The sequence below is a fragment of the Streptomyces sp. NPDC096205 genome (assembly GCF_044763135.1).
Lineage (GTDB): Bacteria > Actinomycetota > Actinomycetes > Streptomycetales > Streptomycetaceae > Streptomyces.
Genome location: NZ_JBIWFS010000002.1, coordinates 522,605 through 547,308 on the forward strand (window position 1 = coordinate 522,605; position 24,704 = coordinate 547,308).

Consider the following 24,704-nt stretch of genomic DNA (forward strand, 5'->3'; position numbering starts at 1 on the left):
CACGGTACTGCGCCCGTTTTCGACCGGAGCACGGCGGGGTGTGTCGGAGCTACCGTGGAAGGGGAGCCGGTTAACTTCTGCGAAACAAATGGGTCACGCCCGAGAAATCACCCGTCCCTAGGGTCGGGTGCGAGCGTGTGCCACCGCACTGGCCGCACGAACGAACTACCACCCCGGCCTGGCCGTCGGGAGTAGGAGGACCTGGATGTTCCAGAACGCCGACGAGGTCAAGAAGTTCATCGCGGACAAGGACGTCAAGTTCATCGACGTCCGCTTCTGCGACCTGCCGGGCGTCATGCAGCACTTCTCGCTGCCCGTCGAGGCGTTCGACCCCGACGAGGAGCTGGCGTTCGACGGTTCGTCGATCCGCGGCTTCCAGGCCATCCACGAGTCCGACATGGCGCTGCGCGCCGACCTGTCGACCGCGCGGGTGGACCCCTTCCGCCGCGACAAGACGCTCAACATCAACTTCTTCATCCACGACCCGATCACGGGCGAGCAGTACTCCCGTGACCCGCGCAACGTGGCGAAGAAGGCCGAGGCGTACCTGGCGTCGACCGGTATCGCCGACACCGCGTACTTCGGTCCCGAGGCCGAGTTCTACGTCTTCGACAGCGTGCGCTTCAAGACGTCGGAGAACGAGTCCTTCTACCACATCGACTCCGAGGCGGGCGCCTGGAACACCGGCGCCCTCGAGGACAACCGTGGTTACAAGGTCCGCTACAAGGGCGGCTACTTCCCGGTCCCGCCGGTCGACCACTTCGCCGACCTGCGCGCCGAGATCTCCCTGGAGCTGGCCAATGTCGGCCTGAAGGTCGAGCGCCAGCACCACGAGGTGGGCACCGCCGGCCAGGCCGAGATCAACTACCGGTTCAACACGCTGCTCGCCGCGGCCGACGACCTGCAGCTCTTCAAGTACATCGTGAAGAACGTGGCCTGGCGCAACGGCAAGACCGCGACCTTCATGCCGAAGCCGATCTTCGGTGACAACGGCTCGGGCATGCACGTCCACCAGTCGCTGTGGACGGGCGGCGAGCCGCTGTTCTACGACGAGCAGGGCTACGCCGGTCTGTCCGACACCGCCCGCTACTACATCGGCGGCATCCTCAAGCACGCCCCGTCGCTGCTGGCGTTCACCAACCCGACGGTGAACTCCTACCACCGTCTGGTGCCGGGCTTCGAGGCGCCGATCAACCTGGTGTACTCGCAGCGCAACCGCTCCGCGGCCATGCGCATCCCGATCACGGGCTCCAACCCGAAGGCCAAGCGCGTCGAGTTCCGCGCGCCCGACTCCTCCGGCAACCCGTACCTGGCCTTCTCGGCCCTGCTGCTCGCGGGCCTGGACGGCATCAAGAACAAGATCGAGCCGGCCGAGCCGATCGACAAGGACCTCTACGAGCTGGCCCCCGAGGAGCACGCGGGCGTCGCCCAGGTCCCGACCTCGCTGAACGCCGTCCTCGACGCCCTCGAGGCCGACCACGAGTTCCTCCTCCAGGGCGACGTCTTCACGTCCGACCTGATCGAGACGTGGATCGACTTCAAGCGCACGAACGAGATCGCGCCGCTGCAGCTGCGTCCGCACCCGCACGAGTTCGAGCTGTACTTCGACGTGTGAGCCGATGGTGACCTGCTGACCGAGGTCGGCTGATCATCGAGGAGGCCGTCACCCCGCCGGGGTGGCGGCCTCCTTCGTTTCAGGCCGTTTCGGCCGTTTCAGGCGGTGGCTCCCCGCCGGAGGGCCTCCTGCGCGGCGACGTACTTCAGCATCAGCCGCGCGAACTCGACGCGCTCCTGCTGCGGCCAGTCCGCGGTGATCTGCTCGAAGGCGGAGCGCTGGTGCCGGCGGAAGCGGACCATCAGCTCCACGCCCTCGGGGCTGAGGTGGAGGACCGTGCGGCGGCCGTCCTGCTGGGAGGCGGCGCGGACCAGGTGGCCGGCGGAGATGCAGTCGGACACCATGCGGCTGGCCACGGAGGGGTCCACGCCCAGGTGCTCGGCCACGGCGCCGACCGTGACTTCGCCGGTGCCGCGCTGCTCGGCCTCCAGGACGATGTTGAGAACCAGGGTGCGGCCGAGGTCCTTCTGGGAGATCGGGTTCTCGACCTCCAGGAGCGAGGAGCGGCGCAGCTTCCCGAACGCGGGGCCGACGGCGTCCAGCAGCTCGTCGGCCGTTTCAGGTTCGTGCTTCGTCATGGGCCGCAGCCTACCTATGTACCCCCATGAAGACATGTGTTGACCTGAAAACGTGTGCATGTAATCATGCATATGTCTTCGCCGGGTCATGGGGGCTGTCCGCTGTCCCCTTCCCGGCGTCCTACGAACGGGGAGTTCTCTCATGACCACGCTCATCACCGGCGCCCGCGGCCAGATCGCCCGGTCGGTCCTCGCCCGCCTGCATTCCGCCGGGCTTCCGGTGCGCGCCGCCAGCGCCCGCCCCGCCGAGCTCACCGTCCCGGCCGGCGTCGAGGTCACCGAGCTGGCCCTGGACCGGCCCGCGGGCCTCGACACCGCGCTGAGCGGGGTCCGCCAGGTCCTCCTCTATCCAGAGCCCGCCGGTGTCCACGACCTGGTCAAGGCCGCCGAGGCCATGGGCGTGGAGCACATCGTGCTGCTCTCCTCGGCCTCCGTCCTCGGCCCGGACGCCGAGCACGACCCGCTCGCGCGCCACAGCCTGCTGGTCGAGCGCGCCCTCGCCGACGCCGCTCCCACCTGCACCCTCCTGCGCCCCGACGCCTTCGCCAGCAACGCCCTGAGCTGGGCGTACGCTCTCGGCCAGGGCCCGATCCAGCTCGCCTATCCCGACGCCCAGCTCGCGCCGATCCACCCCGAGGACATCGCCGACATCGCCGTGGAGGCACTGACCGGCTCCTCCCTCACCGGCCGCGCGGTCACCCTGACCGGCCCCGAGTCGCTGACCTTCCGCGCCCAGCTCGCCGTCCTCGCCGACGTCCTCGGCCGGGAGATCCCGGTCGAGCGGATCAGCCGCGCCGAGGCCGAGCGGCAGATGGGCGCGCACATGCCCGCGCCGATGGTGACGTCCCTGCTGAACTTCTGGGCGGCCGCCGACGGCACCCCCGCGGTCGTCCACGACACCACCGACAGCCTCCTCGGCCGGCCCGCCCGCACCTTCCGCCAGTGGGCCGTCGAGAACGCGGCAGCCTTCACCCGAAGCTGACGGCCCCTGAACCGACGGCGCGTCATCGGGCGTATGTTCTATGGGACACAGATTCCTTCGTCCGAGGCGACACGGGGGGCCGTAGATGCCGACGCACGACCACGACGACAACCAGGAGCGCGAGTACGACCTGCGCTGGGCGGACTCCGCCGAGCACAAGGAACCCTCCGCCCGGGCCCGTATGCTCGCGGCCCGCTGGAAGCAGAACCCGCCCGGCCCGGTCCCTTTCCGCGCCGACCCCACCACCTCCGGCCCGCGCCGCTCCTCCTGGGTCTCCACGGCCGTGGTCCTCGGCTGCGTGGTGCTGGTGATCGTGGTGATCGGGTACCTCAACACGCGCTCGCCGTACTGAGCCGTCCCGCCTCGAATCTCACGCGACCGGCCGCCGACCCGGGCCCTACCATCGCCGGATGGGCGGGAGACCGAGGGGGCGGCCCGGTGAGCGAGGAGATCTGGATCGGCGGAGTGGGCGCGATGCTGCTCGCCGAGGGCCTGCCGTTGCGTGAGGCGCTGGACGTCACCGACCCGGGTGGGTGGACCGCCTTCGACCTGGGGGTGCGCGGCCACGTCCCGCCGGCGCTGCTGCCCGCCCGGTCCGGAAGAGGCCGTCTGCGGCGCGTTCAGCAGCTCACCGAGTCCGAGCTGGCCCTCGCCCTGTGCCACCCGGACGGCCGGATCCGCGAGGCCGCGCTGGACAGGGCGGGGGACCATCCCGAGCTGCTGCCGCTGGTCGTCATCCGCAGTGCCGACTGGGCGGAGCCCGTACGCGAGCGGGCCCGGCGGCTGCTGGAGGAGCGGCTCGACGCGGCAGGCGCGGTCACGCTCGCGGCCCTCGTCCTGCGGCTGGGCCGGCGCAAGCACGGCGGGTATGCCGTGCGGCTGCTCGGGGAACTGCTGCGGCACGCGCCCGGCGGACTGCTGGAGCCGCTGTACGCCGACGCGGACCGGGCGGTGCGGCGCTTCGCCTTGCGGCTCGCCGTGGCGGAAGGGCTCCTCTCCCCCGCCGAGCTGGCCCGCGTCGCGGCGCGCGACGGCGACATCGTCGTACAGCGCTTGTGCGCGGACGCGGCCCTGGCCGCCGTGGTGCGCGGCGGGGCGTACGACGACGTCCTGCCGGAGCTGCTCGGGGCGCGGAACACGCAGGCACGGGCGGCCGGGGTCACCGCGCTGCGGGCGGCCGGGCGGCCCGAGGCGGCGGCGGGGTTCCTCGCCGACCGGTCGGCGCTGGTCAGGGCCTGTGCTCGGTATGTCGTACGACAGGGCGGGGACGACCCGCTCGCGTGGTACCGGGAGCGGTGTGCGCGGCCGCAGGACGTGCCGGCGGGTGCGGTGATCGGGCTCGCCGAGTGCGGACAGCGGACGGACGCCGCTCTGCTGTGGCCGCTGCTCGGGCACCCGGAGGCCCGGGTGCGGGCGCGGGCCGTGGCGGGACTGCGGATGCTGGACGTGGCGGACGCGGCACGGCTGAGGCCGCTGCTGGACGACCCCGCCCCGGGGGTCGTACGCGAGACGGTCCTCGCGCTGCTGCCGTCCGCCGCGGCTCTGCCCGAGGCGTGGCTGGCCCAGCGCCTCGAGGCCGGACGGCCCCGGCACCAGCGCGTGGCCGCGTTCCGGCTGCTCGGCGCGCGGGGCGGGCTCGTGCGGCTGCGGGCGGCGGTGGCGCTCGTGGACGACACGGACCTCAAGCTGCGTCTGAGGGCCCGGCAGTCCGTGCGCGGTTGGCGGCCGGAGGCGGACGTACGGTTCGGGGACCCGGCGGTGGGCGAGCTGCTGGACCGGGCCCGGCATCTGTTCAGCGACGCGTACTACTTCGGGCAGCTGCGACGGGCGGCCGGGCTGCCGTACTGAGGAGGCCCATGGGCTTGCGGCGGGTGCACACTGGGGCACAGGGGCCGGTGCCTGTGTCTGGGGTGATGGGCCGTGCGCAGTCGATTTCGCGGTGACCGGGGGCTGACCGCGCGGATGGCGGTCACGCTGTTCCTGCTGGGGCTGCTGTATGTCGCCTTCGTGGGCGCGCTGATCGTGTTGCTGAAGTCGTGGGTGCTGGTCGTGGTGGTCGCGGCGGGGCTGCTGGGGGCGCAGTACTGGTTCTCGGACCGGATCGCGCTGTACGCGATGCGCGGGCGGGTGGTGCAGCGGGAGGAGTGGCCCGAGCTGCACGCGGTCGTGGACCGGTTGTGCGCGCTGGCGGACATGCCGCGCCCGGTGGTCGCGGTGTCGGCGATGGACATGCCGAACGCGTTCGCGACAGGGCGCAACGCCGATCACGCGGTGGTGTGTGTGACGACGGGGCTGCTGCGGCGGCTGGAGCCGGCCGAGCTGGAGGGGGTGCTCGCGCACGAGTTGTCGCATGTGGCGCACAAGGACGTGGCCGTGATCACGGTGGCGTCTTTCCTGGGTGTGCTCGCGGGGCTGATCGTGCGGTTCGCCTTCTACTCGCAGATGTTCGGTGGCGGGCGCAGGGATCAGAACACCGCCGTCGTCCTCGCCGCGGTGCTGGGCGTGTCCGCCGCCGTGTACGCGCTCAGCTTCCTGCTGATCCGGGCCCTGTCGCGGTACCGGGAGCTCGCCGCGGACCGGGCGGCGGCGCTGCTCACGGGGCGGCCGTCGGTGCTGGCGTCGGCACTGACGAAGGTGACCGGCGACATCGCGCGGATCCCGGCGAAGGACCTGCGGACCGTCCAGGCCTTCAACGCCTTCTACTTCACCCCGGCGGCCGGCTCCGGCCTCGCGCGGCTGTTCTCCACGCATCCCTCCCTGGAGCAGCGGCTCGAACAACTGGGCCGGATCTCTGGTGAGCTGGGCGAGGCAGCCGAGCCGGGGAGGGCCGGCTGAGATGAGGCTGCTGGACATCCTTCTCGGCCGTACGAAGCCCGTCGAGCCGGATCTGGACCAGCTGTTCGCGCTGCCGTCGGCGGCGGTCACGCTGGAGGTCACGGCCGGATTCACGCCGACCGGGCAGGGCGCCGTGTGCTTCGCGACCGTCGAAGGCGCCGCCTTCGAGCAGACGCACCGCGAGATACGGGCGCTGCTGGACGCGGACGCGGGACGGGAGGGGCCGCCGGTGGAGCTGGAGGAGGACGCCTACGGCTACTCCTGGCTGATCTCGCGCCGCTCCCCCGACGAGCTGCCCCAGCTCGTCAACGATCTGCACGCGGTGAACAGTTCCCTGGAGGTCGACGGCTTCGGCCCGCAGCTGCTGTGCTCGCTGGCGGGCTTCCGGGACGGGGACGGCCGCGGCCTCGCGCTGGTCTACCTCTACAAGCGCGGCACCTTCTACCCCTTCGCGCCGCTGCCGGGCACGGCCGAGCGGCGGGACAACGCGCTGGAGCTGCGGGTGCGGGCGGCACTGGAGGGCGACCTGCGCATCGAGCAGGACCTCGGACGCTGGTTCCCGCTGTGGGGAGCCCCCGGGCTGTGACGCCCGGGAGCTCCGTGTCGTGGGTGGGTCGGGTCGGTGGGTGCCGCCCCACGGCGGCGGGCCGGTGCACGGCCGCCGGCCGCTCTACGGCGGCGGCCGGTCTACAGCCTCCGGCCGCTTTACGGCGGCGGGCCGGTCTACTTGCCGCGCTCCTGGCGACGGGCCTCCTGGGGGCGCTCCCTGCGGTAGCGGCGCTCCCACTTGGCCTGCTGGTCACGGCGGGCCCGGTATGCCTGGTAGGTGGCGGGCGCAGGGCCCGTGGCCGAACCCGTGGGGGTCCCGCCCCGGGCCGCCGCGGACGAGCCCCGCCCGTACTGCGCGTACAGGTAGAGCAGGGCGACGGCTGCCAGCCACCAGACGTGGTCACCGAATCCCAGGACCACCAGGACCACGGTTCCGGCCATGATGAGATTCCTCATGACTGGTGTCTTCCGTGTAGGTGGATGTGTGGGTCTGCGTCCTTGACGACGCGCTACCAGCGTAGGAAGCCGGTCACCGCGGGTGCATCTCCTTTTCCGGCGGCGGCCTGATCCAATGGGGCCCATGAGTGAACCGACTTTCTTCACGCAGGACTTCGACGGTGAACGCCTCAGCGGCGCCTACAGCGCTGGTACGACCGCCACGGCCGTGCTGCTGCACGGCGCGGGCAAGGGCAGCAAGGAGCGACTGCTGCCGCTGCTCGGCGAGTTCGCGGCCCACGGCTGCGGCGCGATCGCCTTCGACTTCTCCGGGCACGGCGAAAGCACCGGTGACCTCGCCGAGTTGAGCCTGCGGCGGCGCTTCGAGCAGGCGGTCGCGGTGATCGACGCCCAGGTGCCCGCGGGCCGGCCGCTGATCCCCGTGGGGTTCAGCATGAGCGGGCAGACGGTCGCCGACCTCGCCGCCCACTACGGCGACCGGGTCGCGGCCCTCGGGCTGTGCGCGCCCGCCGTGTACGCCGCCGAGGCGTGGGACGTCCCGTTCGGGCAGGGCGACGGACGGTTCAGCGCGCTCATCCGCCGGCCGGAGGGCTGGCGCGACTCGGCCGCACTCGCGGCGCTGCGGGCGTACGAGGGCCGCGCGGTGCTGGTGGTGCCGGGCACGGACCACGTCATCCCGCCGGCGGTGACCGAGGCGGTCCAGGACGCGCTGAGCATGCGCGCCCGGTTCAGCCGCCTCGACCTGCCCGACGCCGACCACTTCCTCGGCATGTGGCTGCGCGACCACGCCGAGGACCGGCGGGAGCTGGTGACGTCCCTGCTGAGTGGCCTGACCGAGGGCGGCCTGGCTGCGACCCGCGCGTGGGTGGCCAAGTAGCTCCCGCCAGTCGGCGACCGTACGGTCCTGGGCGTCCCCCTGGCCACTGAGCTCGCCGCATTGTCAGTGGGGCGCGCCAAGATGGAGACACGAGCGGTTCCGTACGGCGGGGAGGGCGAGGTCGGGATGGGTGCTGGGCTGCGGTTCGTCGGGGCGGAGGAGCGGCGGGTACGTCTGGGGGTGCGGCACCGGCTGGCGGGCGGGGCGCGGGCGCAGAGCCCTGAGGAGGTCGCCGGGTCGCTGGTGGCGCTGCACGGCACGGACCCGGCCACGGTGTTCCTGGCGGTGGGGGCGCGCCTCGTGGAGCCGGGCAAGACGGTGGCGGACACGGAGCGGGCACTGTACGAGGACCGTTCGCTGGTGCGGATGCACGGCATGCGGCGCACGGTGTTCGTGTTCCCGGCGGAGCTGACGGCGGTGGTGCACGCGTCGACGGGCCTGGCGGTGGCCGCGAAGGAGCGGGCCGGGCTGCTGAAGAACATGGCGGCGGCCGGCGCGCCGGACGCGGCGTGGCTGGCGGAGGTGGAGGCGGCGACGCTGGCCGCGCTGGAGCGGCGGGGCCAGGCGACGGCGGCCGAGCTGGCGGCGGACGAGCCGCGGCTGCGGGAGCAGTACGTGTACGCGGCCGGGAAGAGCTACGAGGGCGTCCACACGGTCTCGACCCAGCTGCTCAGGGTGCTGGGTACGGAGGGCAAGGTGGTGCGGGGCCGCCCGCTGGGCTCGTGGACGTCGAACCAGTTCCGCTGGGCACCCGCTCCCCCGCACCCCGAGCTGGAAGAGGCCGCCGCACAGGCGGAGCTGCTGGAGCGCTGGCTGACCTGCTGCGGCCCGGCCACGGAGGCGGACCTGAAGTGGTGGACGGGCTGGAAGGTCACCGACGTACGGCGGGCCCTGGCCGCGATCGGGGCGCAGGAGGTCGGGCTGGCCGAGGGCACCGGCTTCGTGGCCGCCGGTGACACCGAGCCGGTGACCGGCGGTGCGGCGGAGCCGTGGGCGGCGCTGCTGCCCGCGCTGGACCCGACGGCGATGGCCTGGCAGCAGCGGGACTGGTATCTCGCGCCGGAGCTGAGAGCGGCCCTCTTCGACCGCAGCGGCAATGTCGGCCCTACGGTGTGGTGGGACGGCCGGGTCGTCGGCGGCTGGGCGCAGCGGCCCGACGGCGAGATCGTCTGGCGCCTCCTCGGCGGCGACGGTGTGGGCCGGGAGGCCGAGGCGGCGATCGCGGCGGAGGCGGAGCGGCTGCGCGGCTGGGTCGGCGGCACGCGCCTGACCCCGCGCTTCCGTACGCCGCTGGAGCGGGAGTTGGCGGGCTGAGGAGCCGGGTGCCGTGCCCTGGCGGGCGGGCACCCGGCGTGGTCAGGTCACCGGTTGTAGCGCAGGAACGCCCGGACCATGTGGCAGGTCGTGTCGGACGGCGGGTGCACGCCGATCTGCTCGGCGGCGCTGCGTATGGTCTCGTTGCGGGCCTGCTGGGGGACGTAGACGCCCGAGTCGAGCAGGGCGATGGCGAGGCGCATCGCCTTCAGGCGGCGGTTGTGCGAGACGTACCACTCGCGCGGCCGGCCGGGCGGCAGCGGCCGCTTGTGCACGGGCGCGTACGGCAGGTCGAGCAGAACGGGACGCTTCGCGGTGGACTGGGTCGGCAGCGGCTTCGTCTTCAGTGCGGCAGCGGGCACGGGCATCCTCCTGTCGCGGTCGGGGCGCCTCGCCGTGGCCATCCGGCGGCCTCGGCAACACCCTCGAACACTGCCTCCATTCTACTGCGGGGCACTGACAATCGGGGTGGCCGTCAGGCCGCCAAATGCCCAGGTGAGCACAGAAATTGGCGGGGTGTCACACCCGCCCCAGGAGAGGCAGGCGACACCGCCGAAATTCGAACAGCGGGCCCGCCGGGCGACGCCACGGACACGGTCTGCGCGGCCCGCGTACCGTGTACGCCATGGAGATCTGGATCAACCCCGCCTGTTCCAAGTGCCGTAGCGCCATCAGCCTGCTCGACGCCGAGGGTGCCGACTACACCGTCCGCCGGTATCTGGAGGACGTGCCCAGCGAGGACGAGATCAGGGCGGTGCTGGAGCGGCTCGGGCTGGAGCCGTGGGACATCACGCGGACGCAGGAGGCGGACGCGAAGGAGCTGGGGATGAAGGAGTGGGCGCGCGACGAGGCCTCGCGGGAGCGGTGGATCGCGGCGCTCGCGGCGCATCCGAAGCTGATCCAGCGGCCGATCATCACCGCGGACGACGGTACGGCCGTGGTGGGCCGTACCGACGACGCCGTGCGGGACGCGCTGACGCGTAAGTGACGTCCGCGCCGACGCCTCCCGCGGCGGGCGCTCGCAGTCGCGTCCCAGTCAGCCGTTCCCGGCCTCCAGCACCTTCGCCTCCAGCGCCGGGTCCAGCCCGACCGCCGGCCGGTCCGGGCGCTGGGGGGCGCTGCCGCCGATGGAGTTCAGCCAGGCCCAGGTGTCGGCGGCCGTGTCGGTGACGGGGCGGCAGGTCAGCCCGGTGGCGACGGCGCGGGAGACGTCGGCGCGGTGGAGGGCCTCGTGCAGGTCGGTGTCCGGCGGGACCCAGACGGGGAGTTGGGTCCAGGGCTCGATGCCCGCGTCGAGGACGACCGAGGGGTCGGTCCAGCGGAGCTCCGCCGTCCCGCCGGTGACGTTCCGGCAGGCCTCCAGCAGGGCGCCCATCGTGGCGTGCCCCTGGGGGCTGATGAGGTTGTACGGCCCGCTCAGCTCGCGCTCGACGGCGCCGAGCGTCCAGTCGGCGAGGTCGCGGACGTCGATGAACTGGATCGGCAGGTTCCGGGGGCCGGGCGCCAGGACGGGACCGCCCCGGGCGAGCCGGGTGAGCCACCAGGGCAGCCGGCCGATGTTCTCGTACGGGCCGAGGATCAGGCCCGCGCGCACAAGCAGGGCGGCGTCCGTGCCGAAGGTCTGGACGACGGCCAGTTCGGCACCGCGCTTGTCGTGCGCGTAGTCGGTCTGCCCGGCGTCCGGGGCGGCGCCCTCGACGAGGGGCGCGTCCTCGGTGTAGCCGGCGGGCGGGGCCCAGGCGTACACCGAGCAGCTCGACACGTACACGTACCGGCCCACGCGCCCGTGCAGCTGCCGGGCCGTGTCCTGTACGGCGCGGGGCGCGGCCGACCAGGTGTCGACGACCGCGTCCCACTCGCCCTCGGCCAGCGCGTCCAGGCCGCCGGGTGCGGTGCGGTCGCCGATCAGCGGCCGTACGCCGGGGACGGGTGTCTCCCGCCCCCGGTTGAACACCGTCACCTCCCAGCCGCGCCCGAGCGCGGCCTCCACGACGGCCCGTCCGACGAAGTGCGAACCACCCAGCACCAGAAGTCTCATGCAGGTGACTCTGCCCGCTGCGGGTCGGCCGTGGGAAGCGCGCTTAGCCGTCGGCAGAACGGCTCGTACGGTTCAGTGCGCGGTCGGCGGCGTGTACTTGTAGCCCACCCGGCGCACGGTCTGGATCGCCTGGCGGTACTCGGCGCCCAGCTTGCGGCGCAGCCGGGCGATGTGGACGTCGACCGTGCGGCCGTCGCCGACATGGCCGTACCCCCACACCGTGGTGACCAGGTGGTCGCGGGTGTGGACCCGGTTCGGGTGGGCGACCAGGTGGGCCAGCAGCTCGAACTCGAGGTAGGTCAGGTCGAGTTCGCGCCCCGCCACCTCGGCCGTGCGCTGCACCGGGTCGATGCGGACCACGGAGGTCGCGCCGCCGTCCGCGACCGCCGGCTCGGCGGGCAGCGGCGGCTGCTGGTCGGCCGGGACGAGCACGAGGTAGCCGACCATCGGGGGGCGGCCCGGGAGGGTCGGCAGGGTGTGCTGGGGGGCCGGCAGCCAGGTGGCGCCCGGCGGCAGGAAGTCCGCGAGGTCGGGCACCTCGTCCGGGCCGACGGCACGCAGCCGGTGCCGCGCCGGAGGCTCGGCGGGGTCGGGCTCGGGGGCCGGAAGGGTGGAAAGCGGGGACAGGGAACGGGTGGTCGCCATGAGACGTCAGCTCTTTCGCGCGAGAGGTTCGTCAGGAGGATCGACGGCCGCGAGGTCGTGGTCGGGCTCGTCGAGGGACGTACGTCGTGGCGCGCTGGGCCGAAGGCCGGGTGGGTGTACGGCTTTAGAGGGCCCGCGCGTTCGTCGCGCGGCAACACACCCGGTCGAAGTCGTGGTGCTGACGGGAAGGCCAGAAGGGCTCGAGGTCATGGCGACCCGTCGCGCTGCACTTCTGGAAGCTGGCCATGCCCATATTGAAGCAGACGCAGCGCCCGCCGAGGACCCTCCTCTCACGTACCGGACGCCCGCCCGGCGGCCCGGACCCCTGCCGCCAACTCCCTTCGGCGCATGCGGAAGGGGGCGTCCACCTCGCGGTGGACGCCCCCTTCAGAGAATGCGAGCCGTGGCTCAGACCTGGCCGGCCTTCTCCAGGGCGGCGCAGCAGGTGTCGACGAGCAGACGCGTCACGACGTACGGGTCGACGTTGGCGTTCGGGCGGCGGTCCTCGATGTAGCCCTTGCCGTCCTTCTCGACCTGCCACGGGATGCGGACCGAGGCACCACGGTCGGAGACGCCGTAGGAGTACTTGTCCCACGGGGCAGTCTCGTGCAGACCGGTCAGACGGTCGTCGATGCCGGCGCCGTAGTTCTTGACGTGGTCGAGCGGCTTGGAGCCCTCACCGAGCGACTCGGCGGCGATGATGATCGCGTCGTAGTTCTCGCGCATCGCCTTGGTGGAGAAGTTGGTGTGCGCACCGGCGCCGTTCCAGTCGCCCTTGACCGGCTTGGGGTCGAGGGTGGCGGAGATGCCGAAGTCCTCGGCGGTGCGGTAGAGCAGCCAGCGGGCCACCCACAGCTGGTCGGAGACCTCCAGCGGGGCCAGCGGGCCGACCTGGAACTCCCACTGGCCGGGCATGACCTCGGCGTTGATGCCGGAGATGCCGAGGCCGGCGGCGAGGCAGTTGTCGAGGTGCTTCTCGACGATCTCGCGGCCGAAGATCTCGTCGGCGCCGACACCGCAGTAGTAACCGCCCTGCGGGGCCGGGAAGCCGCCCTCGGGGAAGCCGAGCGGGCGGGCGCCGTCGAAGAAGGTGTACTCCTGCTCGATGCCGAAGATCGACTCCTGGGCGGCGTACCGCTCGGCGACCTCGGCGAGCGCGGCACGGGTGTTGGACTCGTGCGGCGTCATGTCGATGTTCAGGACCTCGCAGAGCACGAGGATGTCGTCGCCGCCGCGGATCGGGTCCGGGCAGGTGAAGACCGGCTTGAGGACGCGGTCCGAGGCGTGGCCCTCGGCCTGGTTCGTGGAGGACCCGTCGAAGCCCCAGATCGGCAGCGCGTCCAGACCGGCGGGCGAGCCCGTGATGATCTTGGTCTTGGAGCGGAGCTTGGCGGTCGGCTGGGTGCCGTCGATCCAGATGTACTCAGCCTTGAAGGTCACGGGCCACTTCCTTCGGGGGTGGGTCTAGGCGCACTTGCGGGTGCTGCTGCGGCGCTGCGGCACCGGAGCGCCGCCGTCGATGCCCGGCAGCCTGTCAACAGGCGATTTCCCGGTCATTGCTCGAATGTGAACCCCGTGTTACCTGGTGTTGGTGTGTCCTGTCTCACGTCGTGAGGCGGCGCCGTGTGCGGGGCGCCGCGGCCCTGCCGATTCGCAGCCGCAAGAGGGGCCCGCGGCGGGCCTTCGTATGCGAGGGGAATGCACGGCTCGCTGCGAGGGCGAGGCCGTCACTCCGCCTCGGCCGCCGCGTCCCGTACGCCGCCCAGGAAGCGGCGGATGGCCGCCAGCTCCTTGTCGTCGCACTCCCGCAGCAGCTCCACCGCCCGCCCGATCAGCGGGCCGAAGAACGCCCAGCCCAGCTCGACGGCGCGCTCCTCGACCTGGACGACGACCTGGCGCCGGTCCCGCGCGCCGCGCACCCGGCGGACGTGCCCGGCCCGCTCCAGGCGGTCGACCAGGGCCGTCGTACCGGCGGAGTTCAGGCCCAGCGCGGCACCGAGCCGGCCCGCGGTCATCTCCTCGCCGGCCCGGGCGGCGTCCATGAGGGCGATCAGGGCCCGTACGTCGGTGGGGTGCATGTCGTTGCGGTTCGCGAACCGGGCGCTGTGCTGCCCGAGTTCGAGCGTCACCGCACGCAGCAGATGGACGATCTCCAGCTCCGGTCCCTGCTCCCGCATCCCGCGTCTCCTCCGGCTATCATCTCGCTCCACGACAATCTCGCTGAACGAGATAATAAGGGGACGCCATGGGTACGTACGACATCGACGGGTTCTTCTCCGCGTACGACAAGGTCACGGCGAAGTGGCCGGCCGGGCGGGAGGCGGTCGAGGTGCCCACGCCGTACGGGACGACGTACGTCCATGTCTGCGGCCCCGCCGACGGGCCCGCGCTCGTGCTGCTGCCGGGCGGCGGGGGCGCGACCTCCGCCTCTTGGTACGCGCAGGTGGGCGAGCTGGCCCGCACGCACCGGGTGCACGCCGTCGACCTGGTCGGCGCGCCGGGGCGCAGCGCGCGGAGCGGCGACCGTCCCCTCCGTTCGGTCGCCGACCTCACGGCCTGGCTGGACGCGCTGCTCGACGGGCTCGGCATCGACGTGGCCGACGTGGGCGGGCACTCCTACGGCGCCTGGATCGCCCTGCACCACGCGCTGCGGTCGCCCGCGCGGGTCCGCCGCCTGTTCCTCCTGGACCCGACGGGATGTTTCGCCGGGTTCAAGGCGGCGTACCTGCTGCGGGCCGCGCCGATGCTGCTGTGGCCCTCGCCGCGCCGGGTGCGGGCCTTCCTGGAGTGGGAGACCGCCGGGGCCGTACTGGATCCCGACTGGCTGCGGCTCCAGGAGGCGGCCGCCGGCTTCCCCTCCGCGAAGCCGGTGACCGGACCGCGGCCCGCACCCGAGGGACTGCGCGCCCTGGACGTGCCGGTCCTGCTGCTCGTGGCCGCGAACAGCAGGACCCATGACCCGTCCGGGGTGGCGGCCCGGGCGGCCGGACTGCTGCCGCGCGCCGAGGTCGAGGTCCTGGCGGACGTCTCCCATCACGCGCTGCCGCAGTCCGCGCCGGAGTCCCTGGCGGGCCGCCTCAGCGATTTCCTGTCGGCCTGAGCCTCACCCCACCTTCTCGATCAGGGCCCGGCGGATCAGGAACTTGCCGGGCTCGCGGACCTGCTCGAAGGCGGAGTTGTTCAGCAGCACGCAGCTGCCGGAGACCGAGGTGACCTCGACGGTCGTGGACTTGTCGTTGTCGAGGTTGGTCACCTTCAGCTTCGTACCGGCCGGGAACTGGTTGCTGGACGCGGCCGGGGCGCCGCCCTCTCCGGAGAGGGTGACGGTGGAGCCGTTGCAGACCTGCTGACCGGAGGCCGCGGGCGGCTCGGAGGCGTCAGCGGGGGGTTGTGACGCCTCGGCGGGCGGTTGCGATGCCTCGGCGGGCGGCGCGGACTGCTCTGCGCCGCCCCCCTGCTGCCCCTGCTGCCCCTGCTGCCCCTGTCCTTGCTGGCCCTGCTCGCCGTTCTGTCCCGCCTGGGAGCCCTGAGCCGACTCCCCAACGGTGCATCCGGCCGCTTCCTGCTGCTTGTTGATCTGCTCGATGACGGCCTCGCGGTTGGCGATCCGCGCCGCCGACTGGGCGTCGGGATTCGCCCGCTGGCCCTCGATGAACCGCTCGTTGTTGCCGAGCGCGGTGGCGAGGCCCTGGCAGACGGTCGAGTCCGCCGCCGACTGCGCGGCGTTGGAGGTGCTCGCCATGACGAAGGCACCGCCTCCCGCCACCGTGGCCGCGCTCACCAGCAGCGCCAGCTTTTTCCTCGTACTGAGAGTCCTCCTACGCGACATGCGCGCCTCCTGGGAGTCGGGGAGAGGTCGCCGCTATGTACGAGATCCCGAACGGAGTTACTCAGTGGTCACGGACGCGGCCCGGCGTAACCTGCGTCACAGAGCGGTGGGACGGTGTAGCTGGCACCACCCCCTGATCGGGCCCTCGCCCCCGTGATCTCCCGCAGGGATTCGGCCAGACTGGACCCCGGTCACAGAGAGGTGGGGGTCATGGCGGTGGCGAAGGCACGGGACGTGCTGGTGGCCGGGGCGCAGGGGCTGGGGCTTGCGGTGATGGGGTGGACGGCCTCGATCGCGCTCACCGTGCTGACCGTGGTGTCGATCGTCTACATCCCGCTCGGGATCGGGGTGCTGGCCCTGCCCACCGTGCTGACCGCGGTCCGGGCGTACGCCGAGAAGCGGCGAGAGCTGGCCGAGGAGTGGGGCGGGGTGCAGATCCCCGCGCGGTACGCGGAGCCGCCGAAGCCCCGGCCCGGGATCATGGGCCGGGCCGAGCTGACGTACGCGCTGCTGCGGGACCCCGGGACCTGGCGGGATCTGCGCTGGCTGTGCGTGGACGTGCTGGCCGGGGCGGGGCTCGCCATCCTGGCGCCGGCGCTGCTGGTGCAGGGCCTGCTGGGGCTGGTCGTGCCGCTGGGGCTGTGGCAGTCGACCGTGGACGACGGCGGCATCTACTGGTACACCTTCCTGCCCGTGACCGGCACCGGGACCGCGCTGCTCGCGCCGCTGCTGGGCCTGGTCTGGCTGGCCGTCGCGCTGCGCTGGGCGCCCGCCCTCCTCCAGGCGCACTTCTCGCTCACCCGGAGCGTGCTCACCCCCTCGCACGAGGAACTCACCCGCAGGGTCGAGCGGCTGACCGAGACCCGGCGCGACGCCGTCGACGCCTCGGCGGCCGAACTGCGCCGCATCGAACGGGATCTGCACGACGGGGCCCAGGCTCGCCTGGTCGCCATGGGCATGGACCTGGGCACCATCGAGGCACTGCTGGACAGGAATCCGGAGAAGGCGAAGGAGATGCTCGCCGAGGCCCGCCGGTCCTCCGCGGACGCCCTCGCCGAGCTGCGCGACCTGGTGCGCGGCATCCATCCGCCGGTGCTGGCCGAGCGCGGACTGGGCGACGCCGTAAGGGCGTTGGCGCTGCGGATGCCGATCGCCACGGAGGTGACCGTGGACCTCTCCGGGCGCCCCGAGGCGCCGGTGGAGTCGGCGGCGTACTTCGCGGTCAGCGAGCTGCTCACCAACGCGGTCAAGCACGCCGAGGCCGACCGGATCTGGGTGGACCTCTATCACTGCGAGGGGCGGCTGTTCGCCTCGGTGACCGACAACGGCCGCGGTGGCGCGTCGATCGGGGCCGGTTCGGGGCTGTCCGGGGTCGAGCGGCGACTGGGTACATTCGACGGCGTCCTGGCCGTCAGCTCTCCCGCGGGCGGTCCCACGATGGTGACCATGGAGATCCCTTGCGTGTTGTCCTAGCCGAGGACCTCTTCCTGCTCCGCGACGGCCTGGTACGGATGCTGGAAGCCTTCGACTTCGAGATCGCCGCCGCGGTCGAGACCGGACCGGAGCTGGACCGCGCGCTGCGCGAGCACCAGCCCGACGTGGCCGTGGTCGACGTACGGCTGCCGCCGACTCACACGGACGAGGGACTTCAGTGCGCGCTGCGGGCCCGCGCCGAGCGGCCCGGACTGCCGGTGCTGGTGCTCTCCCAGCACGTGGAGCAGCTCTACGCGCGCGAGCTGCTCGCCGACGGCGCCGGAGGCGTGGGCTATCTGCTCAAGGACCGGGTGTTCGACGCGGAGCAGTTCGTGGACGCCGTACGACGGGTCGCGGCGGGCGGCACCGCGATGGACCCGCAGGTCATCCAGCAGTTGCTGGCCCGCCGCTCGGGCGAGGACCGGCCGCTGGCCCGGCTCACCCCGCGGGAGCGGGAGGTGCTGGAGCAGATGGCGCAGGGCCGCTCGAACGCGGCGATCGCCGCCATGCTGACCGTGACCGAGCGGGCCATCACCAAGCACACGGCGAACATCTTCGCCAAGCTCGGCCTGGAGGTCTCCGACGACGACAACCGGCGGGTGCTGGCCGTCCTCGCCTTCCTGGACCGGGAACGCTGATCTTCAACACCCCGCTCCTTGGCGGGTGTTGATTTCTGTGACGTTTGAACACCCGTGGGACCGCGTCCGTATGGAACGGAGCCGCTTCACTCCTGTCGGGCGCCTCGATGCTGCCCCGCAAGGAAGTCAGAGGAGTTCCATGGGACGCAACACACGAAAACGCCGTACGCCGCTGGCCACCAAGGCCATAGCCGCATCGGCGGCCCTAGCGCTCGGTGGGGGCGGGCTGATCTGGGCGAACTTCTACGCTTCGGCGCACGAGGACCACAGCACCTGGACCGACCGGACGAAGGCGGCCGGGGTGCAGGTGGCCACGATCGACTGCCCCGACGTCGGCCAGCAGCTCTCCGACGTGCCGGACCGCGCCCGCGGCGAGGTCGACGGTGAGCTGGCCACGCTGGACGAGCAGATCACCGAGGCCTACCAGCGCCTGGCGACCACCCGGGACGCGCAGACGCGGGACCCGAACTTCGTCCAGAACGCCATCCTCCAGCCGCTGAAGGACCGCCGCCAGGCGATCATCGACCGCATCCAGCTGGAGATCGACCGGGTCGGCGGCGACGCCCCCGAGGACCTCGACGGACTGTCCGGCTGTACCGCCGCCCCCTCGGAGCAGCCGCAGACCAACGACGGCCAGCAGGACGGCGGTCAGCAACAGGACGGTGACCAGCAACAGGACGACGGCCAGCAGCAGGACGGCGGCCAGGACCAGAACGGTGACGGCCAGCAGGACAACGGCGACGGCCAGCAGGACAACGGGAACGGCAACGGCAACGGCGGTCAGGCCGGCAACGGCCCCGTAGCCGACGACTTCGTGGACATCACCACGGTCCAGCCCAACGTCCAGCAGGTCGACCGCGGCCGCAACGCCTCCACCGGCTCGTTCACCAGCAAGTGCGGTGTGAACGAGAACAAGAAGTTCAACACCGACAACGTCATCGTGGCGCCCGGCGTCAGCAACGGCGCCCACCATCTGCACGACTACGTCGGCAACCAGGCCAACGACGCCTTCGCGAACAACGACACGTTCGCGGACGCCGGCACCAGCTGCGCCAACCAGGGCGACAAGTCCTCGTACTACTGGCCGGTGCTGCGGGTGCAGGACGGCTCGCAGGACTTCGACCAGAACAACGACGGCGGCGGAAAGGAGGGCAACGTCGGCCGGATCCTGCAAGCGAAGCAGGCGCAGATCAAGTTCGTCGGCAGCCCGAAGTCCAAGGTCGTGGCGATGCCGAAGTTCCTGCGGATCATCACCGGCGACGCCAAGGCCTTCACCAACGGCCCCGGCAACGCCAACGCCTCCTGGAGCTGCACCGGCTTCGAGGACCGGCAGCTGAAGGACAAGTACCCGATCTGCCCCGACGGCAGCGACGTGGTGCGCACCTTCAAGTTCCAGAGCTGCTGGGACGGCCAGAACATCGACAGCGCCAACCACCGTACGCACGTGGCGTTCGCGGACGGCGACGGCCGCTGCCAGAACGGCTTCCAGGCGATCCCGCAGCTCGTCATGCGGCTCGTCTACGACGTCGAGGCGCCGGTGATCGAGAACGGCCAGGTGCAGAACGCGTTCGCGGTGGACGGCTTCCCCGAGCAGCTGCACAAGGCGATCACCGACCACGACGACTTCATCAACGTCTTCGACGAGGGCCTGATGAACCAGGTGGTCCGGTGCATCAACTCCGGAGCACGCTGCCGCTGAGGCGTACGCGAGAAGCGGGCGGTGGGAACCAGGAGTTCCCGCCGCCCGCTTCTCGCGTGTGCACTCAGTGGTGGCCGTGCGCCCTGCCCTCCTCCATCGTGCCGCCCAGCGTGCCGCGCAGCGCGGTGACGACGTCCATGTCACCGACGGCGACCCACTTGCGGCCGACGAGGTAGTGGCCGCCGTAGTCCTTGGCGGAGTCGATCCACTCGCGCTGGCCGCGGTCGGTGGCGAAGGTGGCGAGGACGAACTTCCCGTCGCCGGTCTCGCAGATGGCCTGGCGGATCTCGTCGGCGTCGGTCTGCAGGTCCGGCGCGCAGTCCGCCTCGGCGGCCAGGTGCTCCAGGCTGCCGGTGGCGGTCGGGGGCACGGATGCCTCCCCGTCCGGGGAGCCGCAGGCCGTCAGGGCCAGCAGCGCGAGGGTGATCATCGGTCGGGACAGCCTCATGGTTCCTCCGGGCGGACGGCGGGCGAGCAGGGTGCCTGAGTTCGATACGGCTGTCACGCCCGCCCCGCTCAAACCGGGTGCCCCGGCAGGCACATGCGTGCGAGGCTGAGCCCGTGGACAAGGACTGGGAAGACCGTGTGACCGCCGCCTGGGCGACCTTCGACGACTACGCCGAGGAGGAGGCCGCCGCGTTCCGGGCGGTGATCGACGCGCTCGTCGCCGAACTGCCCGAGGGACACCCGGACGGGCCCTTCGAGCAGGCCTGCGCCTGGGACTCGACGGGCCACTCCGACAAGGCGGTGCCCCTGTACCGGGAGGCGCTGGCACGCGGGCTCGACGGCTACAAGGGGCGACGGGCGAAGATCCAGCTCTCCAGCTCGCTGCGCAACGTCGGCCGGCCGGAGGAGGGCGTCGAGCTGCTGACGCCCGAACTGGACGGCCCCTCGGACGAGTTGGACGACGCCGTACGGGCGACACTGGCCCTCTGCCTGTCGAGTCTGGGCCGCGACCGGGAGGGCCTGTCGCTCGTGCTGGGCGCGCTGGCCCCGCATCTGCCGCGCTACCAGCGGTCGATGGCCAACTACGCGCGGGCGCTGGTCGATCCGCGGGACTGAGTCACCGGGGGCGGTCGATCCGCAGGACTGAGTCGCCCGGGGGGCGGTGACCAACGCACCGTTCGCTCGTTCTGCTGAACGTGCAGTCACAGGATGTCGCTCCGCGCCCCGCCCCCTCCCCCACCGACCCGGTGGTCGACGTCGAGCAGGCCGAGGCCGCGCTCGTCGAGCACTATCCGCGGCTGGTCCGGCTGGCCTATCTGGTCCTGCCGCCGGGCCTCGGCCGGAGCCGCCGGGTGCTGACCGCGCACGCCCTCACCCAGCGCGCTCTGCCGCGCGGGCGTACGGCGGCCCCCGCCATCCCCGCCCAGGCCCAGCCGGGCGGCACCGGCGCGCGGGCCGGTGACCCGGGCTACGCCTTCGTACGGCAGCGGGTGCTGCGCTCGGCCCTGGAGGCGGGACTGCCGCTGACCTTCCGGGCCTGGCCCCGGCGCGCCCAACTGCCGGTGCTGCTGCCGCAGGTGTGGGGCCTGAAGCTGTTCCCGCGCTCGGGCGGCGCCGACGAACTCGCCCTGGACCAGCGGCTGTCCGCGCTGTCCGCCGAGGCCCGCGCCGCGTATGTGCTGCGCGGCCTGGAGGGGCTGGCGGACGGCGACGTACGCAGGCTGCTCGCGGCGGCCGGGGCCGGTGACCCCCAGGCGGCGCTGGCCGAGGCCGACGGGGTGCCCGCGCAGTACGCGCTGCTGGAGTCCCCCGAGTTCGACGCCTGCTCGCTCCAGGCCCGGCCGACCGACCTGATGCGGCGCCGCCAGCACGGCAAGGCCGCGCTCGCCGCCGTCGCGGCCCTCGCGGTGTGCGGGGCGCTGCTCGGGCTGCCCGGTGACGGCTGGGGCCGGGAGGGGGCCGCCGCCCCGCCGTACGCGCAGAACCCCTCGGCCGAGGCGGCACTGGACCCCGCCAAGCTGGTCAAGGTGGCGCCCGCCGCCTGGCAGAGCTCCGCCCGCACCGACTTCTCGGTGTGGCCGGCCCGCGGCGACCTCACCGACGACACGGCCCTGCTGCGCCGGGCCCTGGCCGTATGGGCCCGCCCCGGCGAGCGCGTCCACGTCTCGGTGACCCCCGGCACCCCGTCGGGCGGCCCGCCCGGTCCGGCGCAGTTGCTGTGGGCGGGCAACGTCGACAACGCGCGTGTGGTGATCCTCTACGACGGTCTTCGCATCGCCCGGTACGCCGAGCCGAAGGACGGCACGGCCGGGGCGGCGATGGACTTCGCGCGGGCCGACGGTGCGAGTGGCCCGGAGGCGAGCGCGGTCGTGCTGGACCGGGCCGACGGCAATGTGCGGTACCTGACCGCCCCCTGGGTCACGAAGGCCGCCGAGCGGGACCTGCTGAAGCCGGGCTCGGGGGCGATGGAGCTGACCCTGACCGACGGGATCACCTCGCCGCTGGCCAGCCCGGCCACCCGCACCGGCGCGTGCGCCTCCTGGAACGCGCTGGAGCTGTCCGGGCGGGACGGCACCGTTCTTGCCAGCGACCTCGGTGAGCTGGTGCCGGCCCGGCTGACCACCGGCCGGCCCGGCTCGGAGCGCGATGTCACCGGCGCGGGGGCGCTGCGCGGCTGGGCGCCGTACGCGTGCGGGCTGGCGGACATGCGGGGGCAGGGGGTGCGGACGGTGAACTCCTGGAGGTACGCCTCGCAGGTGCTGCCGGAGGCCGGTGGGACGGCGGAGTGGGTGTGCACGCGGGCGGAGACGTGGCGGGGTGGGGGGCCTCGGGTGCTGGCGCAGTTCCGTACGCCCGGGGGTGCCTATGGGGCCGTGGTGGCCAAGGCCGAGAACGTGGCTGCGTGTGGGCCGCGTGATCCTCATGTGCTGGCCGGGGTGTTGTGGAAGGCGGAGGGCGGTGGGTGGTATCTGCTCGCCGCCGGCAGCGGGGACGTGGCTTCCGTCGAGGCGCAGGGTGGGGTCACGGGGTCCGGGCAGGGCAACTTGCTGGCTGTGGAGGCTGAGCAGGGGGCTCAAGCCGAGTTGAAGGGTGACTTGGAGGATGGGCGGGTGATCAGCGGGCTCCGATGAGGGGCTTGCTGTTTCGTTGCCGTGTGCGGGTTGTCTGTGGTTGATCGCGCAGTTCCCCGCGCCCCTGAGGTACCCGCCCCCCAGGCAGATTCCAAAAGTTCGGGGTCTTCCCCCCTCGCTTACCCGTCAGTACATTGACGCCATGTCTAACAAGCACGAGCGGGTGGCGCTCAAGGCGCGGAAGGTGTCCTTCGCCTGGGAGGACACGCCGCTGCACTGGGTGCCGGGCGATCCCTTCACGACGCACACCATCAATGTGCTGCATCTGCTGCTGCCGGCCGGCGAGCGCTGGTTCGTGCACGTCTACCGGCAGGTGCTGCCGTACATCCGCGACGAGCAGTTGCGGCAGGACGTGATCGGGTTCATCGGGCAGGAGGCGATGCACTCCCAGGCCCATGACGAGGTGCTGCCGCACCTGCGTGAGCTGGGGCTCGATCCGACGCCGTACACCGCGCAGGTGGACTGGATGTTCGAGAAGCTGCTGGGCGACCGGACGCTGCCGCCGGGGCGGGCGCGCAGATGGTGGCTGATGGAGCGGGTCGCGCTGATCGCCGCCATCGAGCACTACACGGCGTTCCTGGGCGACTGGGTGCTCAACGCCGAGGAGCTGGACCGGCGCGGTGCGGACCCGACCATGCTGGACCTGCTGCGCTGGCACGGGGCGGAGGAGGTCGAGCACCGGTCGGTGGCGTTCGACCTGTTCATGCATGTCGACGGCAGCTACCGGCGGCGGGCGCGGACCTGGGCGACGGCGTTCGCGACGCTGGTGTTCCTGTGGCAGCGCGGGGCGCGGTTCTTCATGGAGAACGACCCGACCCTGCTGGACGGCAAGGCGTCCTTCAAGGACTTCTATCTGCGCGGGCGACGCGGCACCCTGCCCTCGACCGGCGACATGCTGAGGTCGATCCCGACCTATCTCAGCCGGACGTACCACCCCTCGCAGGAGGGGTCCACCGCACAGGCCGTGGCGTATCTCGCCAGTTCACCGGCCGCGCTCGCCGCTGAGAAGGGGGCCGCGTGATGCCCAGGCCGTTGACGTACGTGGCTGTCGCGGGGGCCGCCTATCTCGTGCGGCGGGCCATGCGCCGCCGGATCCAGGCCTCGCCGCTGTGGCCGATGCCCGCGCTGGAGGAGCCGGTCTCCGGGCGGCCGCGCTCCCGGGCGCTCAGGCTGCTGGTGACCGCGCACGAGGAGATCGCCGACGGGGTCGTACGGCTCCGGCTGGAAGGGCACGACCTGCCGCGCTGGGAGCCGGGCGCGCACCTGGACCTGGTCCTGCCGTCCGGTCTCGTACGGCAGTACTCGCTGTGCGGCGACCCCGAGGACAGCTCCTCCTACACGGTCGCCACCCGGCTGGTGCCGGACGGGCGCGGTGGTTCGCGCGAGGTGCACGAGCAGGTGCAGGAGGGCGTCGAGCTGGAGGTGCGCGGGCCGCGCAACCGGTTCCCGCTCGTGCCGGCGGAGTCGTACGTGTTCGTCGCTGGTGGTATCGGGATCACCCCGGTCCTGCCGATGCTGCGGGCGCTGCCGGAGGGCATCGAGTGGCGGCTGCTGTACTGCGGACGGAGCCGGGCGTCGATGCCGTTCCTGGAGGATGTGCTCAAGCTCGGCGGGGCGCGGGTCGTCGTCGCGGCCGAGGACGAGACGGGGCTGCCCGACCTGGACGGCTTCTTCGCGGACGCGCCCGCCGACGCCACCGTCTACTGCTGCGGACCCGAGGGGCTGATGGCGGCCGTGGCGGAGCGGGCGCCGGACGTGCACCTGGAGCGGTTCGCGCCGCGCACCTCCAGCGACGGCGACCGGGAGTTCGAGGTCGAACTGGCCCGCAGCGGGCGTACGGTGACCGTCCCGGCCGGCACCAGCGTGCTGGCCGCGATACGCGAGGAGCTGCCGGACACCCTCTACTCCTGCGAGCAGGGCTTCTGCGGGACCTGCCAGCAGCGGGTGCTGGAGGGCGAGGTGGAGCACCGGGACGAGCTGCTGACCGACGGCGAGCGGGACGACTCGATGCTGATCTGTGTCTCCCGGGCCCGAGGTGAGCGTCTGGTGCTGGACATGTGACGGGCACCTGGTGAACATCGCGGCCGGTCCGGACCGTT

General features: G+C 72.4%; 26 protein-coding genes. 17 read left to right on the top strand and 9 right to left on the bottom strand.

The genetic code is table 11. From position 1 onward, the window contains the following. The first annotated feature begins 205 nt into the window (after positions 1-205). Positions 206-1,615 (top strand): type I glutamate--ammonia ligase, encoded by a 1,410-nt coding sequence (gene glnA, locus ACIQ6Y_RS08775; RefSeq protein WP_404034611.1) that lies wholly within the window; start codon positions 206-208, stop codon positions 1,613-1,615. A gap of 98 nt (positions 1,616-1,713) precedes the next feature. Here glnA and ACIQ6Y_RS08780 read toward each other — a convergent pair whose 3' ends face one another. Beyond that, on the bottom strand, positions 1,714-2,193 hold the full coding sequence (locus ACIQ6Y_RS08780; protein ID WP_404034613.1) for a MarR family winged helix-turn-helix transcriptional regulator: 480 nt from the start codon (positions 2,191-2,193) through the stop codon (positions 1,714-1,716). Positions 2,194-2,335: 142 nt separating this feature from the next. Here ACIQ6Y_RS08780 and ACIQ6Y_RS08785 point away from each other — a divergent pair, with 142 nt between their 5' ends. The 5 genes from ACIQ6Y_RS08785 to ACIQ6Y_RS08805 all read left to right on the top strand — a co-directional run bounded on the left by ACIQ6Y_RS08785 (position 2,336) and on the right by ACIQ6Y_RS08805 (position 6,596). Further along, positions 2,336-3,175 (top strand): NAD(P)H-binding protein, encoded by an 840-nt coding sequence (locus ACIQ6Y_RS08785; protein ID WP_404034615.1) that lies wholly within the window; start codon positions 2,336-2,338, stop codon positions 3,173-3,175. Between the two features lie 85 nt (positions 3,176-3,260). Then, the gene (locus tag ACIQ6Y_RS08790) at positions 3,261-3,527 is read left to right on the top strand and encodes a hypothetical protein (RefSeq protein WP_404034617.1); all 267 of its coding nucleotides are present in this window, start codon (positions 3,261-3,263) and stop codon (positions 3,525-3,527) included. 86 nt (positions 3,528-3,613) lie between these two features. Then, a complete protein-coding gene (locus tag ACIQ6Y_RS08795; RefSeq protein WP_404034619.1) occupies positions 3,614-5,023 on the top strand; it encodes a hypothetical protein in 1,410 nt (469 codons plus the stop codon). A 72-nt stretch (positions 5,024-5,095) separates the two neighbouring features. Further along, a complete protein-coding gene (gene htpX, locus ACIQ6Y_RS08800; protein ID WP_404034621.1) occupies positions 5,096-6,010 on the top strand; it encodes a zinc metalloprotease HtpX in 915 nt (304 codons plus the stop codon). Between the two features lies 1 nt (position 6,011). After that, the gene (locus ACIQ6Y_RS08805; RefSeq protein WP_404034623.1) at positions 6,012-6,596 is read left to right on the top strand and encodes a hypothetical protein; all 585 of its coding nucleotides are present in this window, start codon (positions 6,012-6,014) and stop codon (positions 6,594-6,596) included. Between the two features lie 137 nt (positions 6,597-6,733). Here the strand turns inward: ACIQ6Y_RS08805 and ACIQ6Y_RS08810 are convergent, their stop codons facing one another. After that, on the bottom strand, positions 6,734-7,015 hold the full coding sequence (locus tag ACIQ6Y_RS08810; protein ID WP_404034625.1) for a hypothetical protein: 282 nt from the start codon (positions 7,013-7,015) through the stop codon (positions 6,734-6,736). A gap of 124 nt (positions 7,016-7,139) precedes the next feature. Between ACIQ6Y_RS08810 and ACIQ6Y_RS08815 the strand changes: the two genes are divergently transcribed. Beyond that, entirely contained in the window at positions 7,140-7,892 is a 753-nt protein-coding gene (locus ACIQ6Y_RS08815; protein WP_404034627.1) for an alpha/beta hydrolase, read from the top strand. A 126-nt stretch (positions 7,893-8,018) separates the two neighbouring features. Further along, positions 8,019-9,206, top strand: coding sequence for a winged helix DNA-binding domain-containing protein (locus tag ACIQ6Y_RS08820; RefSeq protein ID WP_404036366.1), 1,188 nt, complete (start codon positions 8,019-8,021; stop codon positions 9,204-9,206). Between the two features lie 47 nt (positions 9,207-9,253). On the opposite strand, the gene ACIQ6Y_RS08825 is transcribed toward ACIQ6Y_RS08820, so the two are convergent. After that, positions 9,254-9,568 (bottom strand): hypothetical protein, encoded by a 315-nt coding sequence (locus ACIQ6Y_RS08825; protein ID WP_404034629.1) that lies wholly within the window; start codon positions 9,566-9,568, stop codon positions 9,254-9,256. Positions 9,569-9,831: 263 nt separating this feature from the next. Between ACIQ6Y_RS08825 and ACIQ6Y_RS08830 the strand changes: the two genes are divergently transcribed. Further along, a complete protein-coding gene (locus ACIQ6Y_RS08830; RefSeq protein WP_404034631.1) occupies positions 9,832-10,194 on the top strand; it encodes an arsenate reductase family protein in 363 nt (120 codons plus the stop codon). Between the two features lie 48 nt (positions 10,195-10,242). Here ACIQ6Y_RS08830 and ACIQ6Y_RS08835 read toward each other — a convergent pair whose 3' ends face one another. The 4 genes from ACIQ6Y_RS08835 to ACIQ6Y_RS08850 form a co-directional block, all read right to left on the bottom strand. Beyond that, positions 10,243-11,244, bottom strand: coding sequence for an SDR family oxidoreductase (locus tag ACIQ6Y_RS08835; protein WP_404034633.1), 1,002 nt, complete (start codon positions 11,242-11,244; stop codon positions 10,243-10,245). A 72-nt stretch (positions 11,245-11,316) separates the two neighbouring features. Further along, complete coding sequence (locus tag ACIQ6Y_RS08840) at positions 11,317-11,889, bottom strand: winged helix-turn-helix domain-containing protein (RefSeq protein ID WP_404034635.1); 573 nt, start codon at positions 11,887-11,889, stop codon at positions 11,317-11,319. Between the two features lie 408 nt (positions 11,890-12,297). Then, positions 12,298-13,329 (bottom strand): glutamine synthetase, encoded by a 1,032-nt coding sequence (gene glnII / locus ACIQ6Y_RS08845; RefSeq protein ID WP_404034637.1) that lies wholly within the window; start codon positions 13,327-13,329, stop codon positions 12,298-12,300. Between the two features lie 287 nt (positions 13,330-13,616). Then, complete coding sequence (locus ACIQ6Y_RS08850; RefSeq protein ID WP_404034639.1) at positions 13,617-14,066, bottom strand: MarR family winged helix-turn-helix transcriptional regulator; 450 nt, start codon at positions 14,064-14,066, stop codon at positions 13,617-13,619. Positions 14,067-14,134: 68 nt separating this feature from the next. Here ACIQ6Y_RS08850 and ACIQ6Y_RS08855 point away from each other — a divergent pair, with 68 nt between their 5' ends. Next, positions 14,135-14,989 (top strand): alpha/beta fold hydrolase, encoded by an 855-nt coding sequence (locus ACIQ6Y_RS08855; protein WP_404034641.1) that lies wholly within the window; start codon positions 14,135-14,137, stop codon positions 14,987-14,989. A gap of 3 nt (positions 14,990-14,992) precedes the next feature. Here ACIQ6Y_RS08855 and ACIQ6Y_RS08860 read toward each other — a convergent pair whose 3' ends face one another. Further along, on the bottom strand, positions 14,993-15,718 hold the full coding sequence (locus ACIQ6Y_RS08860) for a hypothetical protein (RefSeq protein ID WP_404034643.1): 726 nt from the start codon (positions 15,716-15,718) through the stop codon (positions 14,993-14,995). 210 nt (positions 15,719-15,928) lie between these two features. On the opposite strand from ACIQ6Y_RS08860, the gene ACIQ6Y_RS08865 reads away from it, so the two are divergent. The 3 genes from ACIQ6Y_RS08865 to ACIQ6Y_RS08875 all read left to right on the top strand — a co-directional run bounded on the left by ACIQ6Y_RS08865 (position 15,929) and on the right by ACIQ6Y_RS08875 (position 19,528). Then, a complete protein-coding gene (locus tag ACIQ6Y_RS08865; protein WP_404034645.1) occupies positions 15,929-17,191 on the top strand; it encodes a sensor histidine kinase in 1,263 nt (420 codons plus the stop codon). After that, positions 17,176-17,829, top strand: coding sequence for a LuxR C-terminal-related transcriptional regulator (locus ACIQ6Y_RS08870; RefSeq protein WP_404034647.1), 654 nt, complete (start codon positions 17,176-17,178; stop codon positions 17,827-17,829). Before ACIQ6Y_RS08865 ends, ACIQ6Y_RS08870 begins: the two co-directional genes overlap by 16 nt. Positions 17,830-17,968: 139 nt before the next feature. After that, positions 17,969-19,528: a DUF1996 domain-containing protein gene (locus ACIQ6Y_RS08875; RefSeq protein WP_404034649.1), complete on the top strand. Its 1,560-nt coding sequence runs from the start codon at positions 17,969-17,971 to the stop codon at positions 19,526-19,528. Between the two features lie 64 nt (positions 19,529-19,592). Here ACIQ6Y_RS08875 and ACIQ6Y_RS08880 read toward each other — a convergent pair whose 3' ends face one another. Then, positions 19,593-19,976: a hypothetical protein gene (locus tag ACIQ6Y_RS08880; protein WP_404034651.1), complete on the bottom strand. Its 384-nt coding sequence runs from the start codon at positions 19,974-19,976 to the stop codon at positions 19,593-19,595. Between the two features lie 113 nt (positions 19,977-20,089). Here ACIQ6Y_RS08880 and ACIQ6Y_RS08885 point away from each other — a divergent pair, with 113 nt between their 5' ends. The 4 genes from ACIQ6Y_RS08885 (at position 20,090) to ACIQ6Y_RS08900 (ending at position 24,666) form a co-directional block, all read left to right on the top strand. Then, positions 20,090-20,590 carry a tetratricopeptide repeat protein gene (locus tag ACIQ6Y_RS08885; protein ID WP_404034653.1) on the top strand — a complete coding sequence of 167 codons (501 nt, stop codon included), beginning with the start codon at positions 20,090-20,092 and terminating at the stop codon, positions 20,588-20,590. Between the two features lie 80 nt (positions 20,591-20,670). Beyond that, positions 20,671-22,605 (top strand): hypothetical protein, encoded by a 1,935-nt coding sequence (locus tag ACIQ6Y_RS08890; RefSeq protein ID WP_404034655.1) that lies wholly within the window; start codon positions 20,671-20,673, stop codon positions 22,603-22,605. A gap of 142 nt (positions 22,606-22,747) precedes the next feature. Beyond that, entirely contained in the window at positions 22,748-23,626 is an 879-nt protein-coding gene (locus ACIQ6Y_RS08895; protein ID WP_404034657.1) for a metal-dependent hydrolase, read from the top strand. After that, positions 23,626-24,666 (top strand): PDR/VanB family oxidoreductase, encoded by a 1,041-nt coding sequence (locus tag ACIQ6Y_RS08900; protein WP_404034659.1) that lies wholly within the window; start codon positions 23,626-23,628, stop codon positions 24,664-24,666. The genes ACIQ6Y_RS08895 and ACIQ6Y_RS08900 overlap by 1 nt, the downstream gene beginning before the upstream one ends. Positions 24,667-24,704: the final 38 nt, after the last annotated feature.

Coding starts and splice junctions, on each gene's coding strand:
- glnA (WP_404034611.1), top strand. CDS start 206: ATGTTCCAGAACGCCGACGAGGTCAAGAAGTTCATCGCGGACAAGGAC.
- ACIQ6Y_RS08780 (WP_404034613.1), bottom strand. CDS start 2,193: ATGACGAAGCACGAACCTGAAACGGCCGACGAGCTGCTGGACGCCGTC.
- ACIQ6Y_RS08785 (WP_404034615.1), top strand. CDS start 2,336: ATGACCACGCTCATCACCGGCGCCCGCGGCCAGATCGCCCGGTCGGTC.
- ACIQ6Y_RS08790 (WP_404034617.1), top strand. CDS start 3,261: ATGCCGACGCACGACCACGACGACAACCAGGAGCGCGAGTACGACCTG.
- ACIQ6Y_RS08805 (WP_404034623.1), top strand. CDS start 6,012: ATGAGGCTGCTGGACATCCTTCTCGGCCGTACGAAGCCCGTCGAGCCG.
- ACIQ6Y_RS08810 (WP_404034625.1), bottom strand. CDS start 7,015: ATGAGGAATCTCATCATGGCCGGAACCGTGGTCCTGGTGGTCCTGGGA.
- ACIQ6Y_RS08815 (WP_404034627.1), top strand. CDS start 7,140: ATGAGTGAACCGACTTTCTTCACGCAGGACTTCGACGGTGAACGCCTC.
- ACIQ6Y_RS08820 (WP_404036366.1), top strand. CDS start 8,019: ATGGGTGCTGGGCTGCGGTTCGTCGGGGCGGAGGAGCGGCGGGTACGT.
- ACIQ6Y_RS08830 (WP_404034631.1), top strand. CDS start 9,832: ATGGAGATCTGGATCAACCCCGCCTGTTCCAAGTGCCGTAGCGCCATC.
- ACIQ6Y_RS08835 (WP_404034633.1), bottom strand. CDS start 11,244: ATGAGACTTCTGGTGCTGGGTGGTTCGCACTTCGTCGGACGGGCCGTC.
- ACIQ6Y_RS08840 (WP_404034635.1), bottom strand. CDS start 11,889: ATGGCGACCACCCGTTCCCTGTCCCCGCTTTCCACCCTTCCGGCCCCC.
- ACIQ6Y_RS08850 (WP_404034639.1), bottom strand. CDS start 14,066: ATGCGGGAGCAGGGACCGGAGCTGGAGATCGTCCATCTGCTGCGTGCG.
- ACIQ6Y_RS08855 (WP_404034641.1), top strand. CDS start 14,135: ATGGGTACGTACGACATCGACGGGTTCTTCTCCGCGTACGACAAGGTC.
- ACIQ6Y_RS08860 (WP_404034643.1), bottom strand. CDS start 15,718: ATGTCGCGTAGGAGGACTCTCAGTACGAGGAAAAAGCTGGCGCTGCTG.
- ACIQ6Y_RS08865 (WP_404034645.1), top strand. CDS start 15,929: ATGGCGGTGGCGAAGGCACGGGACGTGCTGGTGGCCGGGGCGCAGGGG.
- ACIQ6Y_RS08875 (WP_404034649.1), top strand. CDS start 17,969: ATGGGACGCAACACACGAAAACGCCGTACGCCGCTGGCCACCAAGGCC.
- ACIQ6Y_RS08880 (WP_404034651.1), bottom strand. CDS start 19,976: ATGAGGCTGTCCCGACCGATGATCACCCTCGCGCTGCTGGCCCTGACG.
- ACIQ6Y_RS08895 (WP_404034657.1), top strand. CDS start 22,748: ATGTCTAACAAGCACGAGCGGGTGGCGCTCAAGGCGCGGAAGGTGTCC.
- ACIQ6Y_RS08900 (WP_404034659.1), top strand. CDS start 23,626: ATGCCCAGGCCGTTGACGTACGTGGCTGTCGCGGGGGCCGCCTATCTC.